19 protein-coding genes are annotated in these 22,408 nt (G+C 63.9%); 10 read left to right on the forward strand and 9 right to left on the reverse strand.

Going from position 1 to position 22,408, the window contains the following annotated elements; all coding sequences use genetic code 11:
- Positions 1-239 precede the first annotated feature (239 nt).
- The 3 genes from ACGLHT_RS27625 to ACGLHT_RS27635 form a co-directional block, all read right to left on the reverse strand.
- Entirely contained in the window at positions 240-776 is a 537-nt protein-coding gene (locus ACGLHT_RS27625; protein WP_137164670.1) for a Bro-N domain-containing protein, read from the reverse strand.
- A gap of 196 nt (positions 777-972) precedes the next feature.
- Positions 973-2,223 carry a ribonucleotide-diphosphate reductase subunit beta gene (locus tag ACGLHT_RS27630; protein ID WP_024087598.1) on the reverse strand — a complete coding sequence of 417 codons (1,251 nt, stop codon included), beginning with the start codon at positions 2,221-2,223 and terminating at the stop codon, positions 973-975.
- A 681-nt stretch (positions 2,224-2,904) separates the two neighbouring features.
- Positions 2,905-5,784: a ribonucleoside-diphosphate reductase subunit alpha gene (locus ACGLHT_RS27635; RefSeq protein ID WP_025340287.1), complete on the reverse strand. Its 2,880-nt coding sequence runs from the start codon at positions 5,782-5,784 to the stop codon at positions 2,905-2,907.
- Positions 5,785-6,614: 830 nt separating this feature from the next.
- Between ACGLHT_RS27635 and ACGLHT_RS27640 the strand changes: the two genes are divergently transcribed.
- Positions 6,615-7,313 carry a response regulator transcription factor gene (locus ACGLHT_RS27640; protein ID WP_025340285.1) on the forward strand — a complete coding sequence of 233 codons (699 nt, stop codon included), beginning with the start codon at positions 6,615-6,617 and terminating at the stop codon, positions 7,311-7,313.
- On the forward strand, positions 7,310-8,917 hold the full coding sequence (locus ACGLHT_RS27645) for an ATP-binding protein (RefSeq protein ID WP_274079066.1): 1,608 nt from the start codon (positions 7,310-7,312) through the stop codon (positions 8,915-8,917). The genes ACGLHT_RS27640 and ACGLHT_RS27645 overlap by 4 nt, the downstream gene beginning before the upstream one ends.
- Positions 8,918-8,920: 3 nt before the next feature.
- On the opposite strand, the gene ACGLHT_RS27650 is transcribed toward ACGLHT_RS27645, so the two are convergent.
- Complete coding sequence (locus tag ACGLHT_RS27650; RefSeq protein WP_274079065.1) at positions 8,921-9,622, reverse strand: 4'-phosphopantetheinyl transferase; 702 nt, start codon at positions 9,620-9,622, stop codon at positions 8,921-8,923.
- 189 nt (positions 9,623-9,811) lie between these two features.
- Positions 9,812-10,603 (reverse strand): dienelactone hydrolase family protein, encoded by a 792-nt coding sequence (locus ACGLHT_RS27655; RefSeq protein WP_274079064.1) that lies wholly within the window; start codon positions 10,601-10,603, stop codon positions 9,812-9,814.
- A gap of 129 nt (positions 10,604-10,732) precedes the next feature.
- Between ACGLHT_RS27655 and ACGLHT_RS27660 the strand changes: the two genes are divergently transcribed.
- From ACGLHT_RS27660 to ACGLHT_RS27675, 4 genes are all read left to right on the forward strand, one after another.
- Positions 10,733-11,338: an outer membrane beta-barrel protein gene (locus ACGLHT_RS27660; protein ID WP_013973837.1), complete on the forward strand. Its 606-nt coding sequence runs from the start codon at positions 10,733-10,735 to the stop codon at positions 11,336-11,338.
- A gap of 150 nt (positions 11,339-11,488) precedes the next feature.
- A complete protein-coding gene (locus ACGLHT_RS27665) occupies positions 11,489-12,166 on the forward strand; it encodes a response regulator (protein WP_025340281.1) in 678 nt (225 codons plus the stop codon).
- Positions 12,163-13,509, forward strand: coding sequence for an ATP-binding protein (locus ACGLHT_RS27670; protein WP_274121078.1), 1,347 nt, complete (start codon positions 12,163-12,165; stop codon positions 13,507-13,509). The genes ACGLHT_RS27665 and ACGLHT_RS27670 overlap by 4 nt, the downstream gene beginning before the upstream one ends.
- Before the next feature lie 411 nt (positions 13,510-13,920).
- The gene (locus tag ACGLHT_RS27675; protein WP_025340279.1) at positions 13,921-15,243 is read left to right on the forward strand and encodes a dicarboxylate/amino acid:cation symporter; all 1,323 of its coding nucleotides are present in this window, start codon (positions 13,921-13,923) and stop codon (positions 15,241-15,243) included.
- Positions 15,244-15,477: 234 nt separating this feature from the next.
- On the opposite strand, the gene tsaA is transcribed toward ACGLHT_RS27675, so the two are convergent.
- From tsaA to ACGLHT_RS27695, 4 genes are all read right to left on the reverse strand, one after another.
- The gene (gene tsaA, locus ACGLHT_RS27680; protein WP_085665247.1) at positions 15,478-16,170 is read right to left on the reverse strand and encodes a tRNA (N6-threonylcarbamoyladenosine(37)-N6)-methyltransferase TrmO; all 693 of its coding nucleotides are present in this window, start codon (positions 16,168-16,170) and stop codon (positions 15,478-15,480) included.
- A 6-nt stretch (positions 16,171-16,176) separates the two neighbouring features.
- The gene (locus ACGLHT_RS27685) at positions 16,177-16,638 is read right to left on the reverse strand and encodes a DUF1456 family protein (RefSeq protein ID WP_013973832.1); all 462 of its coding nucleotides are present in this window, start codon (positions 16,636-16,638) and stop codon (positions 16,177-16,179) included.
- A 48-nt stretch (positions 16,639-16,686) separates the two neighbouring features.
- Positions 16,687-17,397 carry an rRNA pseudouridine synthase gene (locus ACGLHT_RS27690; RefSeq protein ID WP_013973831.1) on the reverse strand — a complete coding sequence of 237 codons (711 nt, stop codon included), beginning with the start codon at positions 17,395-17,397 and terminating at the stop codon, positions 16,687-16,689.
- A gap of 77 nt (positions 17,398-17,474) precedes the next feature.
- Positions 17,475-17,927: a GNAT family N-acetyltransferase gene (locus ACGLHT_RS27695; RefSeq protein ID WP_274121079.1), complete on the reverse strand. Its 453-nt coding sequence runs from the start codon at positions 17,925-17,927 to the stop codon at positions 17,475-17,477.
- Between the two features lie 200 nt (positions 17,928-18,127).
- Here ACGLHT_RS27695 and ACGLHT_RS27700 point away from each other — a divergent pair, with 200 nt between their 5' ends.
- From ACGLHT_RS27700 to ACGLHT_RS27715, 4 genes are all read left to right on the forward strand, one after another.
- Positions 18,128-18,877, forward strand: a complete 750-nt coding sequence (locus tag ACGLHT_RS27700; protein WP_274121080.1) for a hypothetical protein — start codon at positions 18,128-18,130, stop codon at positions 18,875-18,877.
- Positions 18,878-19,074: 197 nt separating this feature from the next.
- Complete coding sequence (locus tag ACGLHT_RS27705) at positions 19,075-19,920, forward strand: DUF6502 family protein (RefSeq protein WP_274121081.1); 846 nt, start codon at positions 19,075-19,077, stop codon at positions 19,918-19,920.
- On the forward strand, positions 19,917-21,581 hold the full coding sequence (locus ACGLHT_RS27710) for a DUF5666 domain-containing protein (RefSeq protein WP_274121082.1): 1,665 nt from the start codon (positions 19,917-19,919) through the stop codon (positions 21,579-21,581). Before ACGLHT_RS27705 ends, ACGLHT_RS27710 begins: the two co-directional genes overlap by 4 nt.
- A gap of 55 nt (positions 21,582-21,636) precedes the next feature.
- A complete protein-coding gene (locus ACGLHT_RS27715; RefSeq protein ID WP_024087593.1) occupies positions 21,637-22,386 on the forward strand; it encodes a hypothetical protein in 750 nt (249 codons plus the stop codon).
- Positions 22,387-22,408 lie beyond the last annotated feature (22 nt).

The raw sequence follows: 22,408 nt of genomic DNA on the forward strand, positions 1-22,408 counted from the left end.
CGGCTGCGCCGGTGTTCGCGGCCACGGCCGCTCCCACAGGTACAGCGTGATCCCGAAGCCAGCGCAGTACCTGTGGGAGCGGGCAAGCCCGCGAAGCAGGCGACGCGGTGCATGGCACCGGCTGCGCCGGTGTTCGCGGCCCCGGCCGCTCCCTCAGGTACAGCGTGATCCCGAAGCCAGCGCAGTACCTGTGGGAGCGGGTTCACCCGCGAAGAGGCCCGCCCAGGCAAACCCGCCGCTTAAACCCCATGCAACCGCAGCGCCCGCTGCGCACACTCCCGCCAACTCAACTTCGGCCTCTCTACCGGCGGCAGCTGTTGCACTTCCCCTGCCAGCACCACCGGCATATCCCGCATCCTCACCCAAGGCTCACTCTGCCAATACAACAACGTCGCGCTCCGCCCCCCAGGCCAGCACATCTGCCCCAGTCGCGGGACATCCTCCACCCCGTCCTCCTGCCGATCACGCAGCACCGCCACCACCTCATGCGTCAGCCACCAGCGCAAATGCCGGTTCTCCGGTACATGGTGATGCGCCAACAAGGTATAGGCCCCGGATTCGCTGACCATCGTGGTTTCCTGGTACTTGCCATAGCGCAGCAACTGCACGGAGCGGTACTGATCCGGGTCGAGCTTGCGCATGCAGTGTTCGTCGTAGAAGTGACCACTCAGCCGGCCGAGTTCGTGGGCGCAGAACCAGGCTTGGGATTCGAGCCAGAGGGTGTGGAGGGGGCGGTTGTGGCGGGTGAAGAGGGTAGGTGTATCGAAACTGTCCATCTTGGCCATCCTGATTTGGAGAGCCGCTGCTAACGGGAACGGAATACCGCTGCGTGAGCGTTCTTAAGCGCCGACAGACGTTATCGCGACGCTACAAAAGTCACAATGAGAACCTTGTAGGAAGCTTCCTCTTCGGCTTTTCCCGGCCAATAAAAAAGGCTGCCAATCGGCAGCCTTCTCTATGCTCGCTCGGATATCAATCCCAGCTCAACGCCCCACCAGTCTGATACTCGATCACGCGGGTCTCGAAGAAGTTCTTCTCTTTCTTCAAGTCCATGATCTCGCTCATCCACGGGAATGGGTTGGTAGTCCCTGGGTACTCTTCCTTCAGACCAATCTGGGTCAGGCGACGGTTGGCGATGAACTTGAGGTAGTCTTCCATCATCGCTGCGTTCATGCCCAGCACGCCGCGTGGCATGGTGTCACGGGCGTATTCGATCTCCAGCTGGGTCCCTTGCAGGATCATCTGGGTCGCTTCTTCCTTCATCGCCGCGTCCCACAGGTGCGGGTTCTCGATCTTGATCTGGTTGATCACGTCGATACCGAAGTTCAGGTGCATCGACTCGTCACGCAGGATGTACTGGAACTGCTCGGCCACGCCGGTCATCTTGTTGCGGCGGCCCATGGACAGGATCTGGGTGAAGCCGCAGTAGAAGAAGATGCCTTCCAGTACGCAGTAGTAGGCGATCAGGTTGCGCAGCAGCTCTTTGTCGGTTTCGACGGTGCCGGTGTTGAATTCCGGATCGGAGATGGCGCGTGTGTACTTCAGGCCCCAGGCGGCTTTCTTCGCTACCGATGGGATCTCGTGGTACATGTTGAAGATCTCGCCTTCATCCATGCCCAGCGACTCGATGCAGTACTGGTAGGCGTGGGTGTGGATCGCCTCTTCGAAGGCCTGGCGCAGGATGTACTGGCGGCACTCCGGGTTGGTGATCAGGCGGTACACGGCCAGGGCCAGGTTGTTGGCTACCAGCGAGTCGGCAGTGGAGAAGAAGCCGAGGTTGCGCATGACGATGCGACGCTCGTCTTCGGTCAGGCCGTCCATGCTCTTCCACAGGGCGATGTCGGCGGTCATGTTGACCTCTTGCGGCATCCAGTGATTGGCGCAGCCGTCCAGGTACTTCTGCCAGGCCCAGTCGTACTTGAACGGTACCAGCTGGTTGAGGTCGGCGCGGCAGTTGATCATGCGCTTTTCGTCAACACGCACGCGGGCGCCGGAGCCTTCCAGCTCGGCCAGGCCTTCGGCGATGTCGAGGTCGTTCAGGGCAGCCTTGGCGCGCTTGACGGCGTCGGAGTCGTCGGCGGTGGCGGCACGGGCTTCCAGGGCGGCGGCACCACCGGCGCTGTCGAGCTTGTCGAGGGTGGCGGCGGCAGCGGCCTGCGCAGGGGTGTTGCCTTTGGCGGCTACTTCGCCGTCTTCCTTGTCGAATTCGTCCCAGCTCAGCATGGTTTGGCTCCTGCTTGAGGGTCGCCCTGGGGCAACCGGTTGGATTTTAAGAATGTGATGCCTGACGCAAGGCCGTTACGGCGAATGGACAGCTCGAGAGGCTGACTCTCGTTTACATCTGGTGTGTTCTGGCTTGTACCTGGCCAGGCCTCTCGGAGGGGCCAGGACAATTGAAAGGTGCCCTTTTCAGAGGGGGCGCAGTATACCGGAATTCGCCTTCGATCGGGGCGCGTGTCTGGCGGGCGAGGGTAACTTTTTCGACCGATTTTGCGTGCGTCCGTTCACGAAGCGTGTGTCATCAGATACAGGGGGGAAGTGTAGCGGCAAAATGCGAAAGGCACTACATGTTGTGGTTATTTATTTTTCAAGCACAGGATGTGGTGTTGGCGCGATCTTTGTAGGAGCGGCCTTGTGTCGCGATGGGGTGCGAAAGCGCCCCCAATATTGCAGCTTCGCCACATACATCGCCGGGGCCGCTTTGCGGCCCATCGCGACACAAGGCCGCTCCTACAGGAACCGGGTCAATCCGCAGCTACCGAGTTGTATGCAACGTTTCGGCAATGCGTGTCTTGGGATGCCTGCGTGCTTCTTCGACCGAAGTGACGCGGCCGGTTTCAGCGCAGGGCGGATACAAAAATGCCGCGCGGGGCACCCGTGGGCACCCCGCGCGGCACTCAGGCCTTACTGGCAGGCTTCGCAGTCAGGCTCGTCGATCGCGCAGGCCTTCGGCACTGGCGCAGGGCCGGCTGCCTGGACCGGGGCGCTGTCGCCACCGCTGGAAACGGCGTTGAGCTTGCCGGTGTTGATGGTCGACTTCTCGGTGCTGGTCGCGGCCAGGGCACGGAGGTAGTAGGTGGTCTTCAGACCACGGTACCAAGCCATGCGGTAGGTCACGTCCAGCTTCTTGCCCGAGGCGCCGGCGATGTACAGGTTCAGCGACTGGGCCTGGTCGATCCACTTCTGGCGACGCGAGGCGGCATCGACGATCCACTTGGTCTCGACTTCGAACGCGGTGGCGTACAGGTCCTTCAGCTCTTGCGGAATACGCTCGATCTGCTGCACCGAACCGTCGTAGTACTTCAGGTCGTTGATCATTACCGAGTCCCACAGGCCACGGGCCTTCAGGTCGCGGACCAGGTACGGGTTGATCACGGTGAACTCGCCCGACAGGTTCGATTTCACGTACAGGTTCTGGTAGGTCGGCTCGATGGACTGCGACACGCCGGTGATGTTGGCGATGGTCGCGGTCGGCGCGATGGCCATGATGTTCGAGTTACGAATACCTTTCTTGACGCGCTCGCGCACCGGGGCCCAGTCCAGGGACTCTTCCAGGTTGACGTCGATGTACTTGGCGCCACGGGCCTCGATCAGGATCTGTTGCGAATCCAGCGGCAGGATGCCCTTGGACCACAGCGAACCCTGGAAGGTCTCGTACGCACCGCGCTCGTCGGCCAGGTCGCAGGACGCCTGGATGGCGTAGAAGCTGACCGCTTCCATCGACTTGTCGGCGAACTCGACGGCAGCATCGGAGCCGTACGGAATGTGCTGCAGGTACAGCGCATCCTGGAAGCCCATGATGCCCAGGCCGACCGGGCGGTGCTTGAAGTTCGAGTTACGCGCTTGCGGCACCGAGTAGTAGTTGATGTCGATCACGTTGTCGAGCATGCGCACGGCGGTGTTCACGGTGCGTTGCAGCTTGGCGGTGTCCAGCTTGCCGTCGACGATGTGGTTCGGCAGGTTGATCGAGCCCAGGTTGCAGACTGCGATCTCGTCCTTGTTGGTGTTCAGGGTGATCTCGGTGCACAGGTTCGAGCTGTGGACCACGCCCACGTGCTGCTGCGGCGAACGCAGGTTGCACGGGTCCTTGAAGGTCAGCCACGGGTGGCCGGTCTCGAACAGCATCGACAGCATCTTGCGCCACAGGTCTTTGGCCTGGATGGTCTTGAACACCTTGATCTTGTTGTACTCGGTCAGGGCTTCGTAGTACTCGTAGCGCTCTTCGAAGGCCTTGCCGGTCAGGTCGTGCAGGTCTGGCACTTCCGAAGGCGAGAACAGGGTCCACTTGCCGTCATCGAAGACACGCTTCATGAACAGGTCAGGGATCCAGTTGGCGGTGTTCATGTCGTGGGTACGACGACGGTCATCACCGGTGTTCTTGCGCAGCTCGATGAATTCTTCGATGTCCAGGTGCCAGGTTTCCAGGTAGGCACACACGGCGCCCTTGCGCTTGCCACCCTGGTTGACGGCAACGGCGGTGTCGTTGACCACTTTCAGGAACGGAACCACGCCCTGCGACTTGCCGTTGGTGCCCTTGATGTAGGAGCCCAGTGCACGCACAGGGGTCCAGTCGTTGCCCAGGCCACCGGCGAATTTCGACAGCATGGCGTTGTCGTGGATCGCGTGGTAGATGCCCGACAGGTCGTCTGGCACGGTGGTCAGGTAGCAGCTGGACAGCTGCGGGCGCAGGGTGCCGGCGTTGAACAGGGTCGGGGTCGAGGCCATGTAGTCGAAGGACGACAACAGGTTGTAGAACTCGATGGCACGGGCTTCTTTGTCTTTCTCTTCCAGCGCCAGGCCCATGGCCACACGCATGAAGAACACCTGTGGCAGCTCGAAGCGCACGCCATCCTTGTGGATGAAGTAGCGGTCGTACAGGGTCTGCAGGCCCAGGTAGGTGAATTGCTGGTCACGCTCGTGGTCGATGGCCTTGCCCAGGCGGTCCAGGTCGTAGCCTTTCAGGGCCGGGTCCAGCAGCTCGAACTCGACGCCTTTGTCGATGTAGGCCGGCAGGGCCTTGGCGTACAGGTCGGCCATTTCGTGGTGGGTGGCGCTCTCGGCCACGTTCAGGAAGCCCAGGCCTTCGGCGCGCAGGGTGTCCATCAGCAGGCGGGCGGTAACGAACGAGTAGTTCGGCTCGCGCTCGACCAGGGTACGGGCGGTCATCACCAGGGCGGTGTTGACGTCCTTGATGGCCACGCCGTCGTACAGGTTTTTCAGGGTGTCGCGCTGGATCAGGTCGCCATCGACTTCGGCCAGGCCTTCGCAGGCTTCGCTGATGATGGTGTTCAGGCGGGCCATGTCGAGAGGCGCCAGGCTGCCGTCGGCCAGGGTGATGCGGATGCTTGGGTGCGGCTCGACCACGGACTCGGTGTTGACGCGGGTGGCACGCTCCTTGGCGCGCTGCTCGCGGTAGATCACGTAGTCACGGGCGACCTTCTGCTCGCCGGCGCGCATCAGGGCCAGTTCGACCTGGTCCTGGATTTCTTCGATGTGGATGGTGCCACCCGATGGCATGCGACGCTTGAACGTGGCGGTGACCTGCTCGGTCAGGCGCGCGACGGTGTCGTGGATGCGCGACGAAGCGGCGGCGGTGCCGCCTTCAACTGCGAGGAACGCCTTGGTGATGGCCACGGTGATCTTGTCGTCGGTGTAGGGGACGACAGTGCCGTTACGCTTGATCACACGCAGTTGGCCGGGAGCGGTGGCGGCCAGATCCTGGTTGGAATCGGCGGCCTGCGGCACCTTGGCCTGCGGGTTCTCGCGAGTTGTGTCGGTTTGCATGGGTGGGTGTCTCCACAGTTTCTATATTGTTCAGGCGCCTTTTGGGCGCCCACCGTTCCGTCCACTTGCTCGATGGCCTGGCGGGGATGGGCAATGCATGCGCATCCGCCCGCGCGGGCGTACCAACTTCGGGACAGACTCAGGAATAAGGGCAATTGGCTCGCCGCTCCCTGGCCGAAGTCAAAGGTTCTGGGCCGGGCCCAAAAACTGTTGCTGATGGATGCCAGGCCTGGCCTGTAACACCCATACCCGAACAAGGCCCTGGAAGAGCTTGCCTCGGTCGCCTCCGCAGGAGCGGTTTGGCTGCTGGAATCACTTGAAGTTCACCCGAAAAAATCGCTTGATTTTGCGGGTTGACTTTTGTGTGTGATTTTGCACGAACCCCTATATCTAGTGGTTCGCTGCGATCGGGATACAAGATAATGCGGTATCGGGGGCTTTGCAAGGCGAGCGCCTGTGGATAACTTGTGCGTACTTTGTGAGTGAATGGTGGGTATTCGCTGTAGGCCTTGTGCCAAGTGGTTTGCAGTATTTTTCTGCGCCTTGCTGCCCCGGGGCAGAATTTTTCGGGCGCGAACCCTATCACAAAAAACGGTTCAGTCGAGGGGCTGCCTGGCAGGTTGGCAGTACCAGATGGCAGCCGTAGTATTCCGAGGGGATGTTGCTTTTTGGTTAAAGGGTTATGTTGCCTGTGCTGGCCCTTTCGCGGGTGAACCCGCTCCCACAGGTACTGCACAGGCTTCGAAAGCGGCTCGGTCCCTGTGGGAGCGGGTTCACCCGCGAAGGGGCCGGCACAGGCCATAGAAAAACAACAAACAAAGGCACAAGCCATGGACCACCCCGCACCCCGCATCCTCATCGTCGAAGACGACCAGCGCCTGGCCGAGCTCACCGCCGAGTACCTGCAGGCCAACGGCTACGAAGTCAGCGTCGAGGGCGATGGCGCGCGCGCCGCGCGGCGCATCGTCGACAGCCAGCCCGACCTGGTCATTCTCGACCTGATGCTGCCCGGCGAGGACGGCCTGAGCATCTGCCGCCGGGTGCGCAGCCAGTACCCCGGCCCGATCCTCATGCTGACCGCCCGCAGCGATGAACTCGACCAGGTCCAGGGCCTGGACCTGGGGGCCGACGACTACGTCTGCAAACCCGTACGCCCACGCCTGCTGCTGGCACGCATTCAGGCCCTGCTGCGCCGCAGCGAAGCACCTGACAGCAAGCGCCAGGACCTGGCCTTCGGCGCACTGCGCATCGACAATCGCCTGCGCGAGGCGCGTCTGGGGGAACAGCTGATCGAGCTGACCGGCGCCGAATTCGACCTGCTCTGGCTGCTGGCCAGCAACGCCGGGCGGGTGCTGACGCGCGAGCAGATCTTCACCGCGCTACGTGGCGTCGGCTACGACGGCCAGGACCGCTCCATCGACATACGCATCTCCAAAATCCGCCCCAAGATCGGCGACGACCCGCTCCAGCCAAGGCTGATCAAGACCCTGCGCAGCAAGGGCTACCTGTTCGTCGGCGAGGCCCCATGAACAACTCGATCTTCCTGCGCATCTATGGCGGCATGCTGGCCGTGCTGGTGCTGGTGGCCCTGCTCGGGGTGCTCAGCCTGCACCTGGTCAACGAAGTGCGTGCCGCCCAGCACCGCGAGGGCCTGGCCCAGGGTACCTTCAGCCTGATGGCCGACAACCTGGCGCTGCAGAACGACACCGAACGCAAGCGCTCGCTGCTGATCTGGGAGCGCCTGCTCGGCGTGCCGCTGGCGCTGCAACCGATGACCGCGCGCACACTCGATGGCGGCCAGCGGGCGCGCCTGTACCGCGGCCTGGTGGTGGTCGAGAAGACCGGCCCGCATGCGGCCCAGGTGCTGCGCAAGGTCGGCCAGGAAGACCTGATGCTGGTAGCGCAGATCAAACAGATCAGCGAGCAACTGGCGCGGGCCACCCTCTATCTGTTGGCCGACGAACTGGTGCGCTACCCGGTGACCGAACAGCAGCAGCGCCTGGCACAGATCAAGAAAGAAAAGGGCTTCGGCTTTGGCGTGGCCCTGCAGCGCATCGAGCGGGTGAGCCTGGACGATGACCAGCGGCGCCGGGTCGAGGAGGGCGACACGGTCATGGCCCTGGGCAAGGATGGTGACTCGATCCGCGTGTTCGCCGGGCTGGCTGGTTCGCCCTGGGTGCTGGAAATCGGCCCGCTGTACCAGCTCAACCCGTATCCGCCGCAGTTGCTGATCCTGATCACCTTTCTTGGCCTGTGCCTGATCGGCCTGGTGGTCTACCTGCTGGTGCGCCAACTGGAGCGGCGTGTGTCGGGCCTGGAGATTGCCGCCACGCGCATCGCCCAGGGCAGCCTGGACACCCGTGTGCCGGCCGGCGATGCCGACTCGGTGGGGCGCCTGGCTGCGGCCTTCAACGGCATGGCCGAGCACCTGCAGCGCTCGCTGACCATGCAGCGCGAGCTGGTGCGGGCGGTTTCCCACGAGTTGCGCACGCCGGTGGCACGCCTGCGCTTTGGCCTGGAGATGATCGAAAGTGCCACCACCGAGCAGGCCCGGGCCAAGCACCTGGCGGGCATGGACGGCGATATCCAGGACCTCGACAAGTTGGTCGACGAGATGCTCACCTACGCCCGCCTGGAGCAGGGCGCACCGGCGCTGAAGTTCGAGCGGGTAGACCTGGACGCCTTGCTCGACCGGGTGATCGAAGAGCTTGCGCCGCTGCGTGCCGAGGTACGGGTGGTGCGCGGTGAGTGCCAGGGCGCGGATGGCGAAGGCGCCTGGGTCGAAGCCGAACCGCGCTACCTGCACCGGGCCCTGCAGAACCTGGTGGGCAACGCCATGCGCCACGCAGAGGCCGAGGTGCGCCTGAGCTACCAGTTGGGGCAGCAACGCTGCCGCATCGACGTGGAGGATGACGGCCCGGGCATCCCCGAAGGCGTCTGGGACCGCATCTTCACACCGTTCACCCGCCTCGACGACAGCCGTACCCGCGCCTCGGGCGGGCATGGCTTGGGCCTGTCTATCGTGCGGCGGATCATCTACTGGCACGCGGGGCGGGCCACGGTGGGGCGCAGCGCCGCGCTGGGCGGTGCCTGCTTCAGCCTGAACTGGCCACGGCAGCAGGCACCGTTGTGACGGTCAGACGCTGACCAGGCTGAGCAGGTGGCCGTCCTGCAGGCAGAACTGGCCCTGCAGTTCGGCGCCATGCCGCCACTGCGGCGACAGGTCGGTGAGCAGGCGCAGGCGGGCCAGGCCTTCGGCGGACCAGTCCAGCACTTCGGCGTGCTCGAAGTAGAAGCGCTGGCGGGTCAGCGGGTAGAGCGTCTTGAACAGGCTTTCCTTCAGCGAGAAGGTCAGGGTGACGGCAAGGCCGAGCTGGCGGCGGTCCAGGCGTTCGAGTTCGGGCGGGGTGAGGATTTCGCCCATCAGCCGCTCGGCACGCTGGTCATCCAGCAGTGCTTCCTGATCCAGGCCCAGACCCTGGCAACTGCCCTCGGCAGCAACCACTGCGGCCGCCCAGCCTTTGCCGTGGGTGATCGAGCCGTGGATGCCGGCGGGCCAGATGGGCGAACGGTCCTCGTGGGTACCGGGCACGTAGTCACGGCCGTCCAGGTGCTGCAGCGCGGCGCGGGCACATACCCGGCCGGCCAGGTACTCGGCCTGACGCTTGGCCACCGAGCGCTGCAGGCTGGCGCTTGGCACGACGCCGGCGCGCTGGAAGTCGTCGGGTGCCAGGCGGGCGGGGTCGAAGTAACAACTGACCAGCACCGCGCCGGGTAGTGGGCGGGGCAGGGGCCAGTGGTGCTGGAGCGGGGCGCAGCAGGCGGGGAGTGTGTTCATGGGGGGTATTGTGCCAGCTGTACGGGCACTAAGGGAGCCAGCGTGGCAATGCATCCTTGTGGGAGCGGCCTTGCGTCGCGAAAGGGGCGCGCAGCGCCCCCGGCGATTTTGCAGAACTGCTGAGATCCTGGGGCCGCTTCGCGCCCCTTTCGCGACGCAAGGCCGCTCCCACATCGGCCCCGGCACTCCTTACTTGAACACCTTCTTGAAGAACGCCTGCATATCCGCCCAGGAGCTCTCATCCGCCGCCTTGTTGTAGGCAATATCCGGCCCGCCATGTTCACCGTGCCCCATGCGGTCCGAATCCGGGTTGCTGAACCCGTGCTTGGCACCGGGAATACTGACGAACTGGTAGTTGACCTTGGCTGCATCCATTTCCGCCTTGAACGCTTCCACCTGCTGCTCGGTCACCAGGGAGTCCGCCGCACCATGCTCCACCAGGATATCGGCCCGCACCACGCCCGGCCTGGCCGGTGTCTGCGTGCCCAGCGGGGCGTGGAAGCTCACCACGCCATCGAGCTTTTCCCCTCGCCGCGCGGCATCCAGCGCCACCTTGCCGCCAAAGCAGTAACCCACTGCCCCCAACTGGTGCTTGTTGGTATTGGGCTGCAGCTTGAGCAGCTCCAGGCCGGCATCGAAGCGCCGCTCCGCGGCCTCGGGGTCTTTCGTCGCCGCTGTCATGAATGCCTTGGCGTCGGCAGGGTGTTCGGTTTGCTTGCCGTCGCCATACATGTCGATGGCCAGCGCGTTGTAGCCCAGCGCCGCAAGCTCGCGGGCGCGGCGCTTGACGTAGTCGTTCAGCCCCCACCACTCATGCACCACGACGATGCCGGGGCGCTTGCCTTCGATGGCGTCGTCATAGGCGTAGTAGCCGACCAGGCGGTTGCCGTCGGCGTCCTGGTAGGGGATCTCGCGGGTTTGTACCGCCGCTTGGGCGAGGGCGGCGCTGCACATCAGGGTCAAGGCCAGCAGGGCGCGCATGGTCACTACTCCTTGTTCTGCAAACGGTTCGTTCAGCCGAGGTTCAGCCAGGGTTCAGTCGCGGTTCAGGGTGCCCTGCTTACTCTAGCTTCCAGACCGAAACAGCGCACTCAACTGGAGTATCCAGCCATGAAAACCTTCAACACCCTGCTTGCCGCCATGGCCGTCTGCGCCGCTGGCATCACCACTGCCCAGGCCGCTGACGACAACTTCGCCAGCCTGACCTACGGCCAGACCAGCGACAAGGTTCGCAAGTCCGGCCTGCTGCAGCGCAACACCGACCACCTCAACGCCGACGGCATCATCGGCAAGGACGACACCTGGGGCGTGCGCGTGGGCAAGATCAATGACCAGGGCCGCTACTACATGACTTACGACAATGTCTCGGGCGACCACAGCGGCCTGAAGCTGCGCCAGGAAAACCTGCTGGGCAGCTACGACCTGTTCCTGCCGGTGGGTGATACCACCAAGCTGTTCGGCGGCGGCAGCCTGGGCGTGACCAAGCTGACCCAGGACTCGCCGGGTGCCAGCCGGGATACCGACTACGGTTACGCGTATGGCCTGCAGGCCGGCGTGATCCAGGACATCACCGACAAGGCTTCGGTTGAACTGGGCTACCGTTACCTGCGTACCAACGCCGCCACCGAAGTGGGTGCGCACGGCGGGCCGAAGGACGGCACCCTGCGCCTGACCAGCAGCGCGCAGACCTACCTGGCTGCAAGCTACAAGTTCTGACGGGCGAGCCGGGTTATCCTGTACCGGCCTCTTCGCGGGTAAACCCGCTCCCACAGGGATCGCGCAGTTCTTCAAACCTGTGCAGTACCTGTGGGAGCGGGTTTACCCGCGAAAGGGCCGGTACAGGCAATACATATCAAGGAGCTGCACATGAAACTGCTGGTGGTCGAGGACGAAGCCCTGCTTCGTCATCACCTCTACACCCGCCTGGGCGAGAGCGGCCATGTGGTCGAGGCGGTCGCCGATGCCGAGGAGGCGCTGTACCAGGCCGGGCAATACCATTTCGACCTGGCCATCATCGACCTGGGCCTGCCCGGCATCAGCGGGCTGGAGCTGATCACGCGCCTGCGCAGCCAGGACAAGACCTTCCCCATTCTCATCCTCACCGCCCGCGGCAACTGGCAGGACAAGGTCGAGGGCCTGGCCGCCGGTGCCGACGACTACCTGGTCAAGCCGTTCCAGTTCGAAGAGCTCGAGGCACGCCTGAACGCCCTGCTGCGCCGCTCCAGCGGCTTCACCCAGTCGACCATTGCCGCCGGCCCGCTGGTGCTCGACCTCAACCGCAAGCAGGCGACGCTGGACGAGCAGCCCCTGGCCCTGACCGCCTACGAATACCGCATCCTCGAATACCTCATGCGCCATCACCAGCAGGTGGTGGCCAAGGACCGCCTGATGGAGCAGCTGTACCCCGGTGACGAGGAACGCGACCCCAATGTCATCGAAGTGCTGGTCGGCCGCCTGCGGCGCAAGCTCGAGGGCGAGCACGGCTTCAAACCGATCGACACCGTGCGCGGCCTGGGCTACCTGTTCACCGAGCGCTGCCGATGATCCGTTCGCTGCGGGTGCGCCTGATGCTGGCCGCCGCGGTGCTGGCGCTGCTGTTCATGCTGGCGCTGTTGCCGGCCTTGCAGAAGGCCTTCAGCCTGGCCCTGCAGGAGTCGATCGAACAACGCCTGGCCTCGGATGTGACCACGCTGATTTCCGCTGCGCGCATCGAACACGGCCAACTGCAGATGCCGACGCTGCTGCCGGACGAGCGTTACAACCTGCCGTACACCGGCCTGCTCGGCTATATCTTCGACCGCGACGGCAAGCTGGTCTGGCAGTCGCGGGCAACCGCCGCGCAGAACGTCAACTACCGCCCGCGCTACGACGGCCGCGGCAACGAATTCGCCCGCATTCACCAGGCCGATGGCGAAGAATTCTTCGTCTATGACGTCGAGATCAAGCTGCTGGGTGGCCAGAGCGCCGCCTACAGCATCGTTGCCCTGCAACCGGTGCGCGAATACCAGCACACCCTCGATGGCCTGCGCGAAAAGCTCTACCTGGGTTTTGGCGCGGCCTTGCTGGCGCTGCTGGTGCTGCTGTGGGCCGGCCTGACCTGGGGCCTGCGTTCGTTGCGCCGGCTCAGCCGCGAGCTGGACGACGTGGAGTCGGGCGTGCGGGATGGCCTGAGTGGCGAACACCCACGGGAGCTGCTGCGCCTGACCGGCTCGCTGAACCGCCTGTTGCGCAGCGAGCGCGAGCAGCGTCAGCGCTACCGTGATTCGCTCGATGACCTGGCGCACAGCCTGAAGACGCCGCTGGCGGTGTTGCAGGGGGTGGGCGAAAGCCTGCAGCAGCGTAGCGGCGAGCGCGAGCAGGCGCGCGTGCTGCAGAGCCAGATCGAGCGCATGAGCCAGCAGATCGACTACCAGCTGCAACGCGCCAGCCTGCGCAAGAGCGGCCTGGTACGCCACAGCGTGTTGCTGCGGCCGTTGCTCGGAAGCCTGTGCAGCACCTTGGCCAAGGTGTACCGGGAAAAGCGGGTGGATGTGACGCTGCAACTGCCCGATGCGGCGCAGGTGCCGATGGAGCAGGGCGCGTTGCTGGAGCTGCTGGGCAACCTGCTGGAGAACGCCTACCGCCTGAGCCTGGGCCAGGTGCGCGTAAGCCTGGAGCAGGCGCCTGGGCAGTTGACCTTGTGCATCGAGGACGACGGGCCGGGGGTGCCGGCGGACCAGCGTGAGCGGATTCTGGAGCGTGGGGAGCGGCTGGACAGCCAGCACCCGGGGCAGGGGATCGGGCTGGCGGTGGTCAAGGATATCGTCGACAGCTATGACGCCGAGCTGAGCCTTGGGGATTCTCCTCTGGGGGGCGCTGCGTTCAGGGTCATCTTCAACCTGGATTGATTTGTAGCCTGTACCGGCCCTTTCGCGGGCTTGCCCGCTCCCACAGGATCCGCACTGCCCTCAGGCCCTGTGCAGTACCTGTGGGAGCGGGCAAGCCCGCGAAAGGGCCGGCCCAGGCAAACCACAATGGGCGGATTCCCGCCAATGCCCCTGTACAAATCCCGCCACCGGGCGGAAATCCGCCAGCCTTCCTCAGGCAAACCGCCCCGTCGTTGGGCGTTTATCCCTCGCAAATACAGCCTTTGCACCTTTGATGGGCATTTTGGCACCACCCTTGCTATTGATCCTCGCAGAGGCCTGCCCAGGCAGCTCGAACACAACGACAAATCCCTCCAGGTGCAGGAGGGTTAGCGATTCAGGTGCCCCATCGCCCTGGGAAGGGTGAACCGGCACACTTGAGGAAAATTAGCCATGACGACACGTCAGCCGCTGTACAAATCCCTGTATGTCCAGGTGTTGGTCGCCATCACCATCGGCATCCTGCTCGGCCATTACTACCCGGAGACGGGCGTCGCCCTCAAACCCTTGGGTGACGGCTTCGTCAAACTGATCAAGATGGTCATCGCCCCGATCATCTTCTGTACCGTGGTCAGCGGCATCGCCGGCATGCAGAGCATGAAGTCGGTCGGCAAGACCGGCGGCTACGCGCTGCTGTACTTTGAAATCGTCTCCACCATCGCCCTGATCATCGGCCTCGTCGTGGTCAACGTGGTCAAGCCGGGCGCTGGCATGCACATCGACGTCAGCACCCTGAACGCCAGCAGCGTGGCTGCCTACGCCGCCGCCGGCGCGCAGCAGACCACCGTCGGCTTCCTGCTCAACGTCATCCCCAACACCGTGGTCGGCGCCTTCGCCAACGGCGACATCCTGCAAGTGCTGATGTTCTCCGTGCTGTTCGGCTTCGCCCTGCACCGCCTGGGCAGCTACGGCAAGCCGGTGCTGGACATGATCGACCGCTTCGCCCATGTCATGTTCAACATCATCAACATGATCATGAAACTGGCCCCGGTCGGTGCCTTCGGTGCAATGGCCTTCACCATCGGCCAGTACGGCGTTGGCTCGCTGGTGCAACTGGGCTACCTGATGGCCTGCTTCTACATCACCTGCCTGCTGTTCGTGCTGGTGGTGCTGGGCGGTATCTGCCGCGCCCACGGCTTCAGTGTCCTCAAGCTGATCCGCTACATCCGTGAAGAACTGCTGATCGTGCTGGGTACTTCCTCCTCGGAGTCGGCCCTGCCACGCATGCTGGCCAAGATGGAGCGCCTGGGTGCGAAGAAGTCGGTGGTTGGCCTGGTCATCCCGACCGGTTACTCGTTCAACCTCGATGGCACCTCGATCTACCTGACCATGGCTGCGGTGTTCATCGCCCAGGCCACTGACACCACCATGGACATCACTCACCAGATCACCTTGCTGCTGGTGCTGCTGGTGGCTTCCAAGGGTGCTGCCGGTGTTACCGGTTCGGGCTTCATCGTACTGGCCGCCACCCTGTCGGCCGTTGGCCACCTGCCGGTTGCCGGCCTGGCGCTGATCCTCGGCATCGACCGCTTCATGTCCGAAGCCCGCGCCCTGACCAACCTGGTTGGCAACGCCGTTGCCACCGTGGTTGTGGCCAAGTGGGTGAAGGAAATGGACAACGACAAGCTGGCATCGGAGCTGGCCTCCGGTGGTGCGCCGCTGGTCGATACCCGTCCGACCGACGACCTGGGCGTGGCTGAAGGCCCGGCTCGCTGATCGCGGGATGGTGAAAAGAAAAAGGCGACCTCAGGGTCGCCTTTTTCATGTGCCTTCATACCTGTGCGCGGTCCTCTGTAGGAGCGGCCTTGTGTCGCGAAAGGGCTGCGTAGCAGCCCCGGCAACCTTGCAGGATGGCCGAGATCCTGGGGCCGCTACGCGCCCCTTTCGCGACACAAGGCCGCTCCTACAAGGGACCGCGTACAGGCGCGAAGACCGCGTACAGTCCAGAGGTCAGGCCAGCACCACCTCCAGCACCCGGATCACGTCCGGTTGCGGGTAGTGCCAGCGCACCTGCACATCCCAGAACTTCACCCCATACACCCGCTCGGCCGGCGGCACCTGGTAGGCCGGCCGTGGGTCCTGCGCCAGGCACTGCTCGATCAGCTCCACCAGCGGTTCGCCCAGGCGCAGTGCATGTTCGCGGGCCTGGGGCAGGGCATTGTCGCCCCACTGCACGGCGATCGCGGCGGGCGCTTGGCTGGCCATCTGGTTGCTGGCGCCAGCGATGCTATCGGCGTACGGCACATACGGCTTGATGTCCAGCACCGGCGTACCGTCGAGCAGGTCGATGCCAGACAACAGCAGGCGCCCTGGCTCCACGCCTTCCAGGCGTACCACCGACTGGCCGATGCCATTGGGCCGGTGAGTGGCGCGGGTGGCGAACACACCCATGCTCTTGTTGCCGCCCAGGCGCGGTGGCCGCACTTTCAGGCGGGGTTTGTCTTCCAGTGCCTGGTGGAACAGGAACAGCAGCCAGACATGGCTGACCTGCTCCAGCCCCTCGACCGCATCGCCCTGGTCGAACGGCGGCAGCAGCTCGAGCACGCCGCGTGCGGCGGGCGCCAGTTGCGGCTGGCGCGGGATGGCGAACTTCTCCTTGAAACAGGAGCGGATGATGCCGACCGGGGTAACCGTATGCTGCATGGCCAATCAGCCGCGCACGCGCAGGGTCAGGCCCTTGAGGAAGTTGCGCAGCAGCTGGTCGCCGCAAGGGCGGTAGTTGTCATGGCCGGCCTTGCGGAACAGCGCGCTGAGCTCGGGTTTGCTGACCGGGAAGTTGACCGACTTGAGGATCGCATGCAGGTCATCTTCCTTGAGCTCGAAGGCCACCCGCAGCTTCTTGAGGATGAGGTTGTTGGTTACCGGCAGCTCGATCGGCTGCGGCGGGCGGCTGTCATCCTTGCCGCGGCGGTGGATCACCAGGCCGTCGAGAAAGTGCGCCATGACCCGTTCAGGGCACCGCACGAAGCCTTCCTCGTCTTCCTTCTTCAGGTAGGTGGCAAGCACCAGGGGATGCACGTCGAGGCCGGATAGCCCGATGATTTCGGCCATCTTGGCGTCATTCACCTTGAGCATGTAGCGCAGGCTGCGCAGGACGTCGTTGTGGTTCATTGTTGCAGAATCCTGTTCAGGTGCCGCACCTGTGGCGCGGCGTATTGCTTAGAAACGTTCGGTAGTGGCCAGGTAGCGCCACTGGCCCAGGGGCAGCTTGCCCATCGATACGCCACCCAGGCGAATGCGGCGCATGCCTACCAGCTCCAGGCGCAGGTAGGCGCACAGCTCGGCGATCTGCCCTGGCTGCGGGTTTTTCAGGGCCATGCGCAGGTGGGTTTCGTTCTGCCAGCTGGCCTTGGCTTTAGGCAGCTCGCGGTCATTGCGGGTGGCACCGCGCGCCAGGCGTTCCAGCGCCTGGGGCGTGGTCTCGCCGCGCACTTCAACGATGAATTCCTGTTCCAGGCGGCGCAGGTCGGCGTCGATCTTGCGGGTTACCCGCCAGTCCTGGGTGAATACCTGCAGGCCGCTGGCGCCGCGCTCCAGCGGCGCCACGCAGGCCTGCCGGGCAAAATGCCCGTGCAGTGCGCGCACGCCTTCGCGGTGGGCTTCGCTGAGGTTGCTCATGTTCATGCTGGCGCGGGCGGTTTCGCTGTCCACGCTGGCCGGCTGGTTCAGCAGCAGGGTTACCGGTTCCAGCGTTTCGGCACGGGCACCCGGCAGCAGTTCGACGCGCTGCTGCTCGACCTTGAACTGCGGTTGCTCGACCACCACGCCATCTACCGTGACCCAGCCGCCCTCGATATACAGCTCGGCCTCGCGGCGGGAGCAGCCAAGCTGCTCGATAAGGCGTTTGGACAGGCGGACGGGTTCGGACATGACGGCAATTCGCAAAGGCAGGGAAAGACCTGCATTGTACCTGCCCGCGCGGCAGAGGGGCTGGGAATCTGTGTCATTTACGCCGTTTTGCGCAGGCGCATGTGCAGCAGCGGGTAGGGTTGCCCCAGGCCGTCGGTTTCCGAACGGCCGATCACCTCGAAGCCCTCGTGCAGGTAGAAGCCCAAGGCTTGCGGGTTCTGTTCGTTGACGTCCAGGCGCTCGGCATTCAGTTCGTCGATCGCATAGCGCAGCAGGCGCTTGCCAACCCCTTTGCCACGGTACTCCGGTGCGACGAACAGCATGTCCACGCGCCCGTTGGCGACCCCGGCGAAGCCGCAGATGCGCTGGCGGTCCTTGCAGCAGATCAGCATCACTGCATCGAGGTAGCGACGCAGCACCTGGTCGCGCAGCAAGACGATGTAGCAATCCGGCAGGAAGTCGTGGGTGGCGCGTACCGAGTCCTCCCACACCTGTACCAGTTCGCCGTAGTCACTCAAGCGCGGGGTTTGCAGCGTCAGTACCGAATGCATGCCGGTGTTCCTCCATGACGATAAGGCAAACATAGCAGGCCAACCACCGGTCGGCTTCTCCGTGCGCTGCTTGAACCTCGGGGTTTGGCGGTCTATTACTTTCCTGTGGGAAAAATTCCCACACAATGAAAGGCAAGAACCGAACACAGGATTCCCGGCTTGATTTGGCGTTTCTCATGGCGACGACCTGGAGACGAAATATGCAAATACATGTGCTGTTCAAAAAGGCGCTACTGGCGGTTGCCGTTGCTGGCGTGCTGTCGACTTCCATCGTTCTGATCCCAGACTCGATATCCAATGGCTCCAGCGCCTACGCCAAGGATGGTGGTGGCGGTGGTGGTCACGGAGGTGGGGGCGGCGGTGGCCACGGTGGTGGTGGAGGTGGCCATGGTGGGGGCGGCGGTGGTCACGGTGGCGGCGGTGGTGGCCATGGTGGTGGCGGCGGTGGTCACGGTGGTGGCGGTGGCGGCCATGGTGGTGGCGGTGGTGGTCACGGCGGTAGCGGTGGTGGCCATGGCGGTGGCGGCGGTGGTCACGGCGGTGGTGGTGGCGGCCATGGCGGTGAAGGCGGCGGCCACGGCGCTGGCGGGGATGGAGATGGCCATGCCGGCAACAGTGGGCGCGGCCATGACGGCTCCTCGAACTCTGGGCGCAGCGGCAACCACGCTGAAGCAGGTGATGATCATGGCAATCACGTTGGCGGTGAGCCTGGGGACGATCACGGCAATCACGTTGGTGGTGAACCCGGTGACGATCATGGCAATCACGTTGGCGGTGAGCCCGGGGACGACCATGGCAATCATGTTGGCGGTGAGCCTGGCGATGACCACGGCAATCACGCTGGTGGTGAACCTGGTGATGATCGTGGCGACCATTTGGGTGGCGAACCGGGTGATGACCGCGGTGAGCATGCCGCAGGCGAACCGGGTGATGACAACAGCAGGAGCTGACTGGCTCTGAACGGTCTCATGCAGCGCCCACGGGGCGGGCCTGCATGAGGCCAGGTTCGGATACACGGCAGCCCCACTCAACGCGAATGCAATGAGCGCCGACGACTATCCCTCATCTCGTCCGGGATATGGTCACAGTTGGTGTGGGATCTTTTCCCGCGTCGTATACTGGGTTCATCTGTCAAGGAATGCGCTCAATGCAATCGCCTACCATCCCACCTTCGATGTTAAGCGCACTGCGGCGTGTCATGCGCCCTCTGGTGCGCCTGATGCTGCGCAAAGGGGTCACCTACACGATGTTCGCCGACCTGCTCAAGGAAGTGTTCGTCGATGTGGCCCATCGCGAGTTTCGCCTGGACGGTACAGTGCCGACCGACAGCCGCATCAGCCTGCTCACGGGCGTGCATCGCAAGGATGTCCGGCGTTTGCGCAGCGAGGGGGGCGCATTGCTCGCCGCGCTGCCGGAAAACATCACGTTAGGCGCACAGTTGGTCAATATGTGGACCACTGGCAAGCCGTTCTGCTCGGCGCCTGGCCAGGCGCTGCCGTTGCCGCGCCTGGCGAGCGTTGGCGGCGATTGTTCCTTCGATGCCCTGGTGGCGAAGATCAGCACCGACATCCGCGGGCGGGTGGTGCTGGATGAGTGGTTGCGCCTGGGTATCGTCCGGCTCGACGACCAGGACTGTGTTCACCTGGAGGCCCAGGCATTCGTGCCGCAGAAGGGCTTCGACGAAAAGGCCGCTTACTTTGGCCACAACCTGCATGACCATGCCTGCGCGGCAGTGCACAACCTGAGTGGGGACGGCCAGCCGTTCTTTGAACGCAGTGTGCACTACGACGCCTTGAGCCCGGCCAGCGTCGACCATCTGCGTGCGGCGGTGGACAAGGACGGCATGCAGATGCTGCTTGCCTTCAGCCGGCTCGCATCAGGCCTGGAAGATGCCGATGTGCCCAGCGCCGAGCAACGTCAGCGCATCACGGTCGGGCTTTATTTCTACACTGAAACTACCGACCCCGATTTATCGAAGACACCAGACCCATGACTTCCCTCGCGCGCTGCCTCAGTGTCGTCACACTGCTCCTGGGTTTCGGGCTGAACCTGGTGGCGCCTGCCGAGGTGGCCGCAGCACCGGTATGTGTCAGCCGTGACGAAGTGGGTATGGCGGGGGCGGCGGGCTTGCAGGTTCCGGGCGGTATTGGTGGTACCGGGGCCAGGACGGGCGGGGTCGGTGGTACCGGTGTACGCAGCGAAAACGGCGGAGTGGGTGGCACCGGTGCGCCGCTGCCGCAGCGTCCCGGTGGCACGGGCGGGACCGGTGCGGTGGCCGACGGTGTGGACGGCACCTTCATCGATCACGGCGGGGTAGGCGGTACCGGCGCACCGATCCTGCACCCTGGCGGTACCGGTGGCACGGGCATCGTCGGCACCATCACCGGGTTTGCCTCGATCTGCGTCAATGGCCTGGAAGTGCACTTTGGCAAGGATGTGCCGGTGAGTGAAAACGGTGCGCCTGCCAGTAGCGCTCACCTGGCAATCGGCCAGGTTGTCGCGGTGGAGGCATTTGCCGGCAAACGCGGCCTGCAAGCAGGGCGCATCTCGATCCTCAACGTTTACGAAGGGCCGCTGACGGCACTGCCCAATGCTTCGGCCCCCCTGCGGGTCATGGGCCAACCTGTGCGGCTTGCTGCAGGGGCGCGGGTGGCTGAAGGGCTGCGCCCGGGCGAGCCGGTCAGGGTCAGTGGCCTGCGCGATGCCAGGGGCGAAGTGGTAGCCAGTCGTATCGAGCGGGCGCCGGGCCTCAGGGAAGCCAGTGCCATCGGTGCGGTTGACCGTGCCGGCAGCCTCCAGGGGCTGAAGCTGGGAACCCGTGTGGCACCTGCGCGGGAAGTGCTGGTACGTGGGCAGTGGACCGGACGCCAGCTGGAAGTGGCGCAAACCCGCCCAGACCCGAGCCTGCCTTTTGCTGGCCGTGTGCAGACGGCGGTGATAGAGGGGCTGGTACAGCGCAGCCACGCTCAACAACTGGTGGTGGCAGGCATCAAGGTGACGCTGGGGCAGGGCACCGTGATCGTCGGCAAGCAACCCGCGGCATTGGCGCTCGACCAACGTGTGCGGGTGAGCGGGGTATTCAATGGCAGGCACGAGCTGCGGGCAACCCGCGTGGAGTTCGATGACGACCGTGCCGACAACCCGGACAGAGGGCATTCGGGGCGTGGCAGCGAGCACGGCACCCGTGACGCTGAAGCTTCCAGCAATAGCGGGCATGGCGGACGCGATGCGACCAGTGATCGCATTGAAAGCAGTGATGACCACAGCGGGCACGACAGTGTTGACGATTCCAGTGGTCGGGACAGTACTGAAAGCGTGGACAAGTCCGGAAGGTCGGAACATGTCGACACCGTGGAGCAACCTGAGAGCAGCAATAGTGGCAGCTCTGACCGGGTAGAGAAGGTCGAGCTTGAAAAGGTGGAAAAGATCGAAAAAGCAGAGAAGGTTGAAAAGGTAGAGAAAGTAGAAAAAGTCGAGAAGATCGAGAAAGCCGAGAAGCCCGAAAAGGTCGAGAAGATCGAAAAACCTGAGAAAGTCGAGAAGGTAGAAAAAGTAGAGAAGGTCGAGAAAGTAGAGAGGGTCGAAAAGGTCGAAAGGCCCGAGACAGTAGAGAAAGTCGAAAAAGTGGAGCATCCAGAGCGATCCGGGCATTAGGCAACTAGGCTGGGTAAGTGCTATCACCCCTCCCGTCCGGGATACCGAGGTGCAGATGAGACCCACGCTCCCTCTTTTCGCCTGCTTGCTGTCATGCGCCAGCGCGTCGGTGCTGGGCGATACCTTCAGCGCCGCCATAGGCATGGACTATTCAAGTGGCGACTATGGCACGGGTACAACCTCGGAAATCTGGTACGTCCCCGTGGTCGGCAAGTATGAAACCGGCCCAATGACCTACAAGGTCACCGTGCCCTGGCTGCGCATCACCAACCCTGAAGTGGGCCCGAATGGTGACCCCTTGCCCGGTGGCTGCCGGGATGTGGAAAGCGGGCTGGGGGACACGGTTGCCAGCGCCGGTTATGCCCTGCTCGATGGCAGTGACGGCGGCCTGATGCTGGACCTGATCGGCAAGGTCAAATTCCCCACTGCCGATGAAGACCAGTGCCTGGGCACCGGTGAATACGACTACACCGGCCAGGTCGACATCGCCAAGGCCTTTGGCCCGGTGACCGGCTTCGCGACCCTGGGCTGGAAGAAGTTCGGCGACCCGCCCGACAGCGATTTCGACGACCCGATATTTGCCAGTCTCGGCTTCGCCATGCCCGTGGCTGCAGGCACTTCGGCGGGCGCCTCCTACGACTGGCGGCAGAAGGTCGTCTCGACGGGTGCGCAGATCAAGGAACTTACCCTGTTCCTGACACACAAGCTCAACCAGCAGTGGAAAGTGCAACTCTATGCAGTCAAAGGCTTCTCGGATGCCAGCCCGGATGCAGAGGGCGGCCTGATGCTTTTTCACGCGTTCTGACGAAAAAGCCCCAGGCCCGTTA

Origin of the sequence: Pseudomonas sp. PsB, assembly GCF_043658375.1 — a bacterium.
In the GTDB taxonomy this organism is placed as follows: domain Bacteria; phylum Pseudomonadota; class Gammaproteobacteria; order Pseudomonadales; family Pseudomonadaceae; genus Aquipseudomonas; species Aquipseudomonas putida_Z.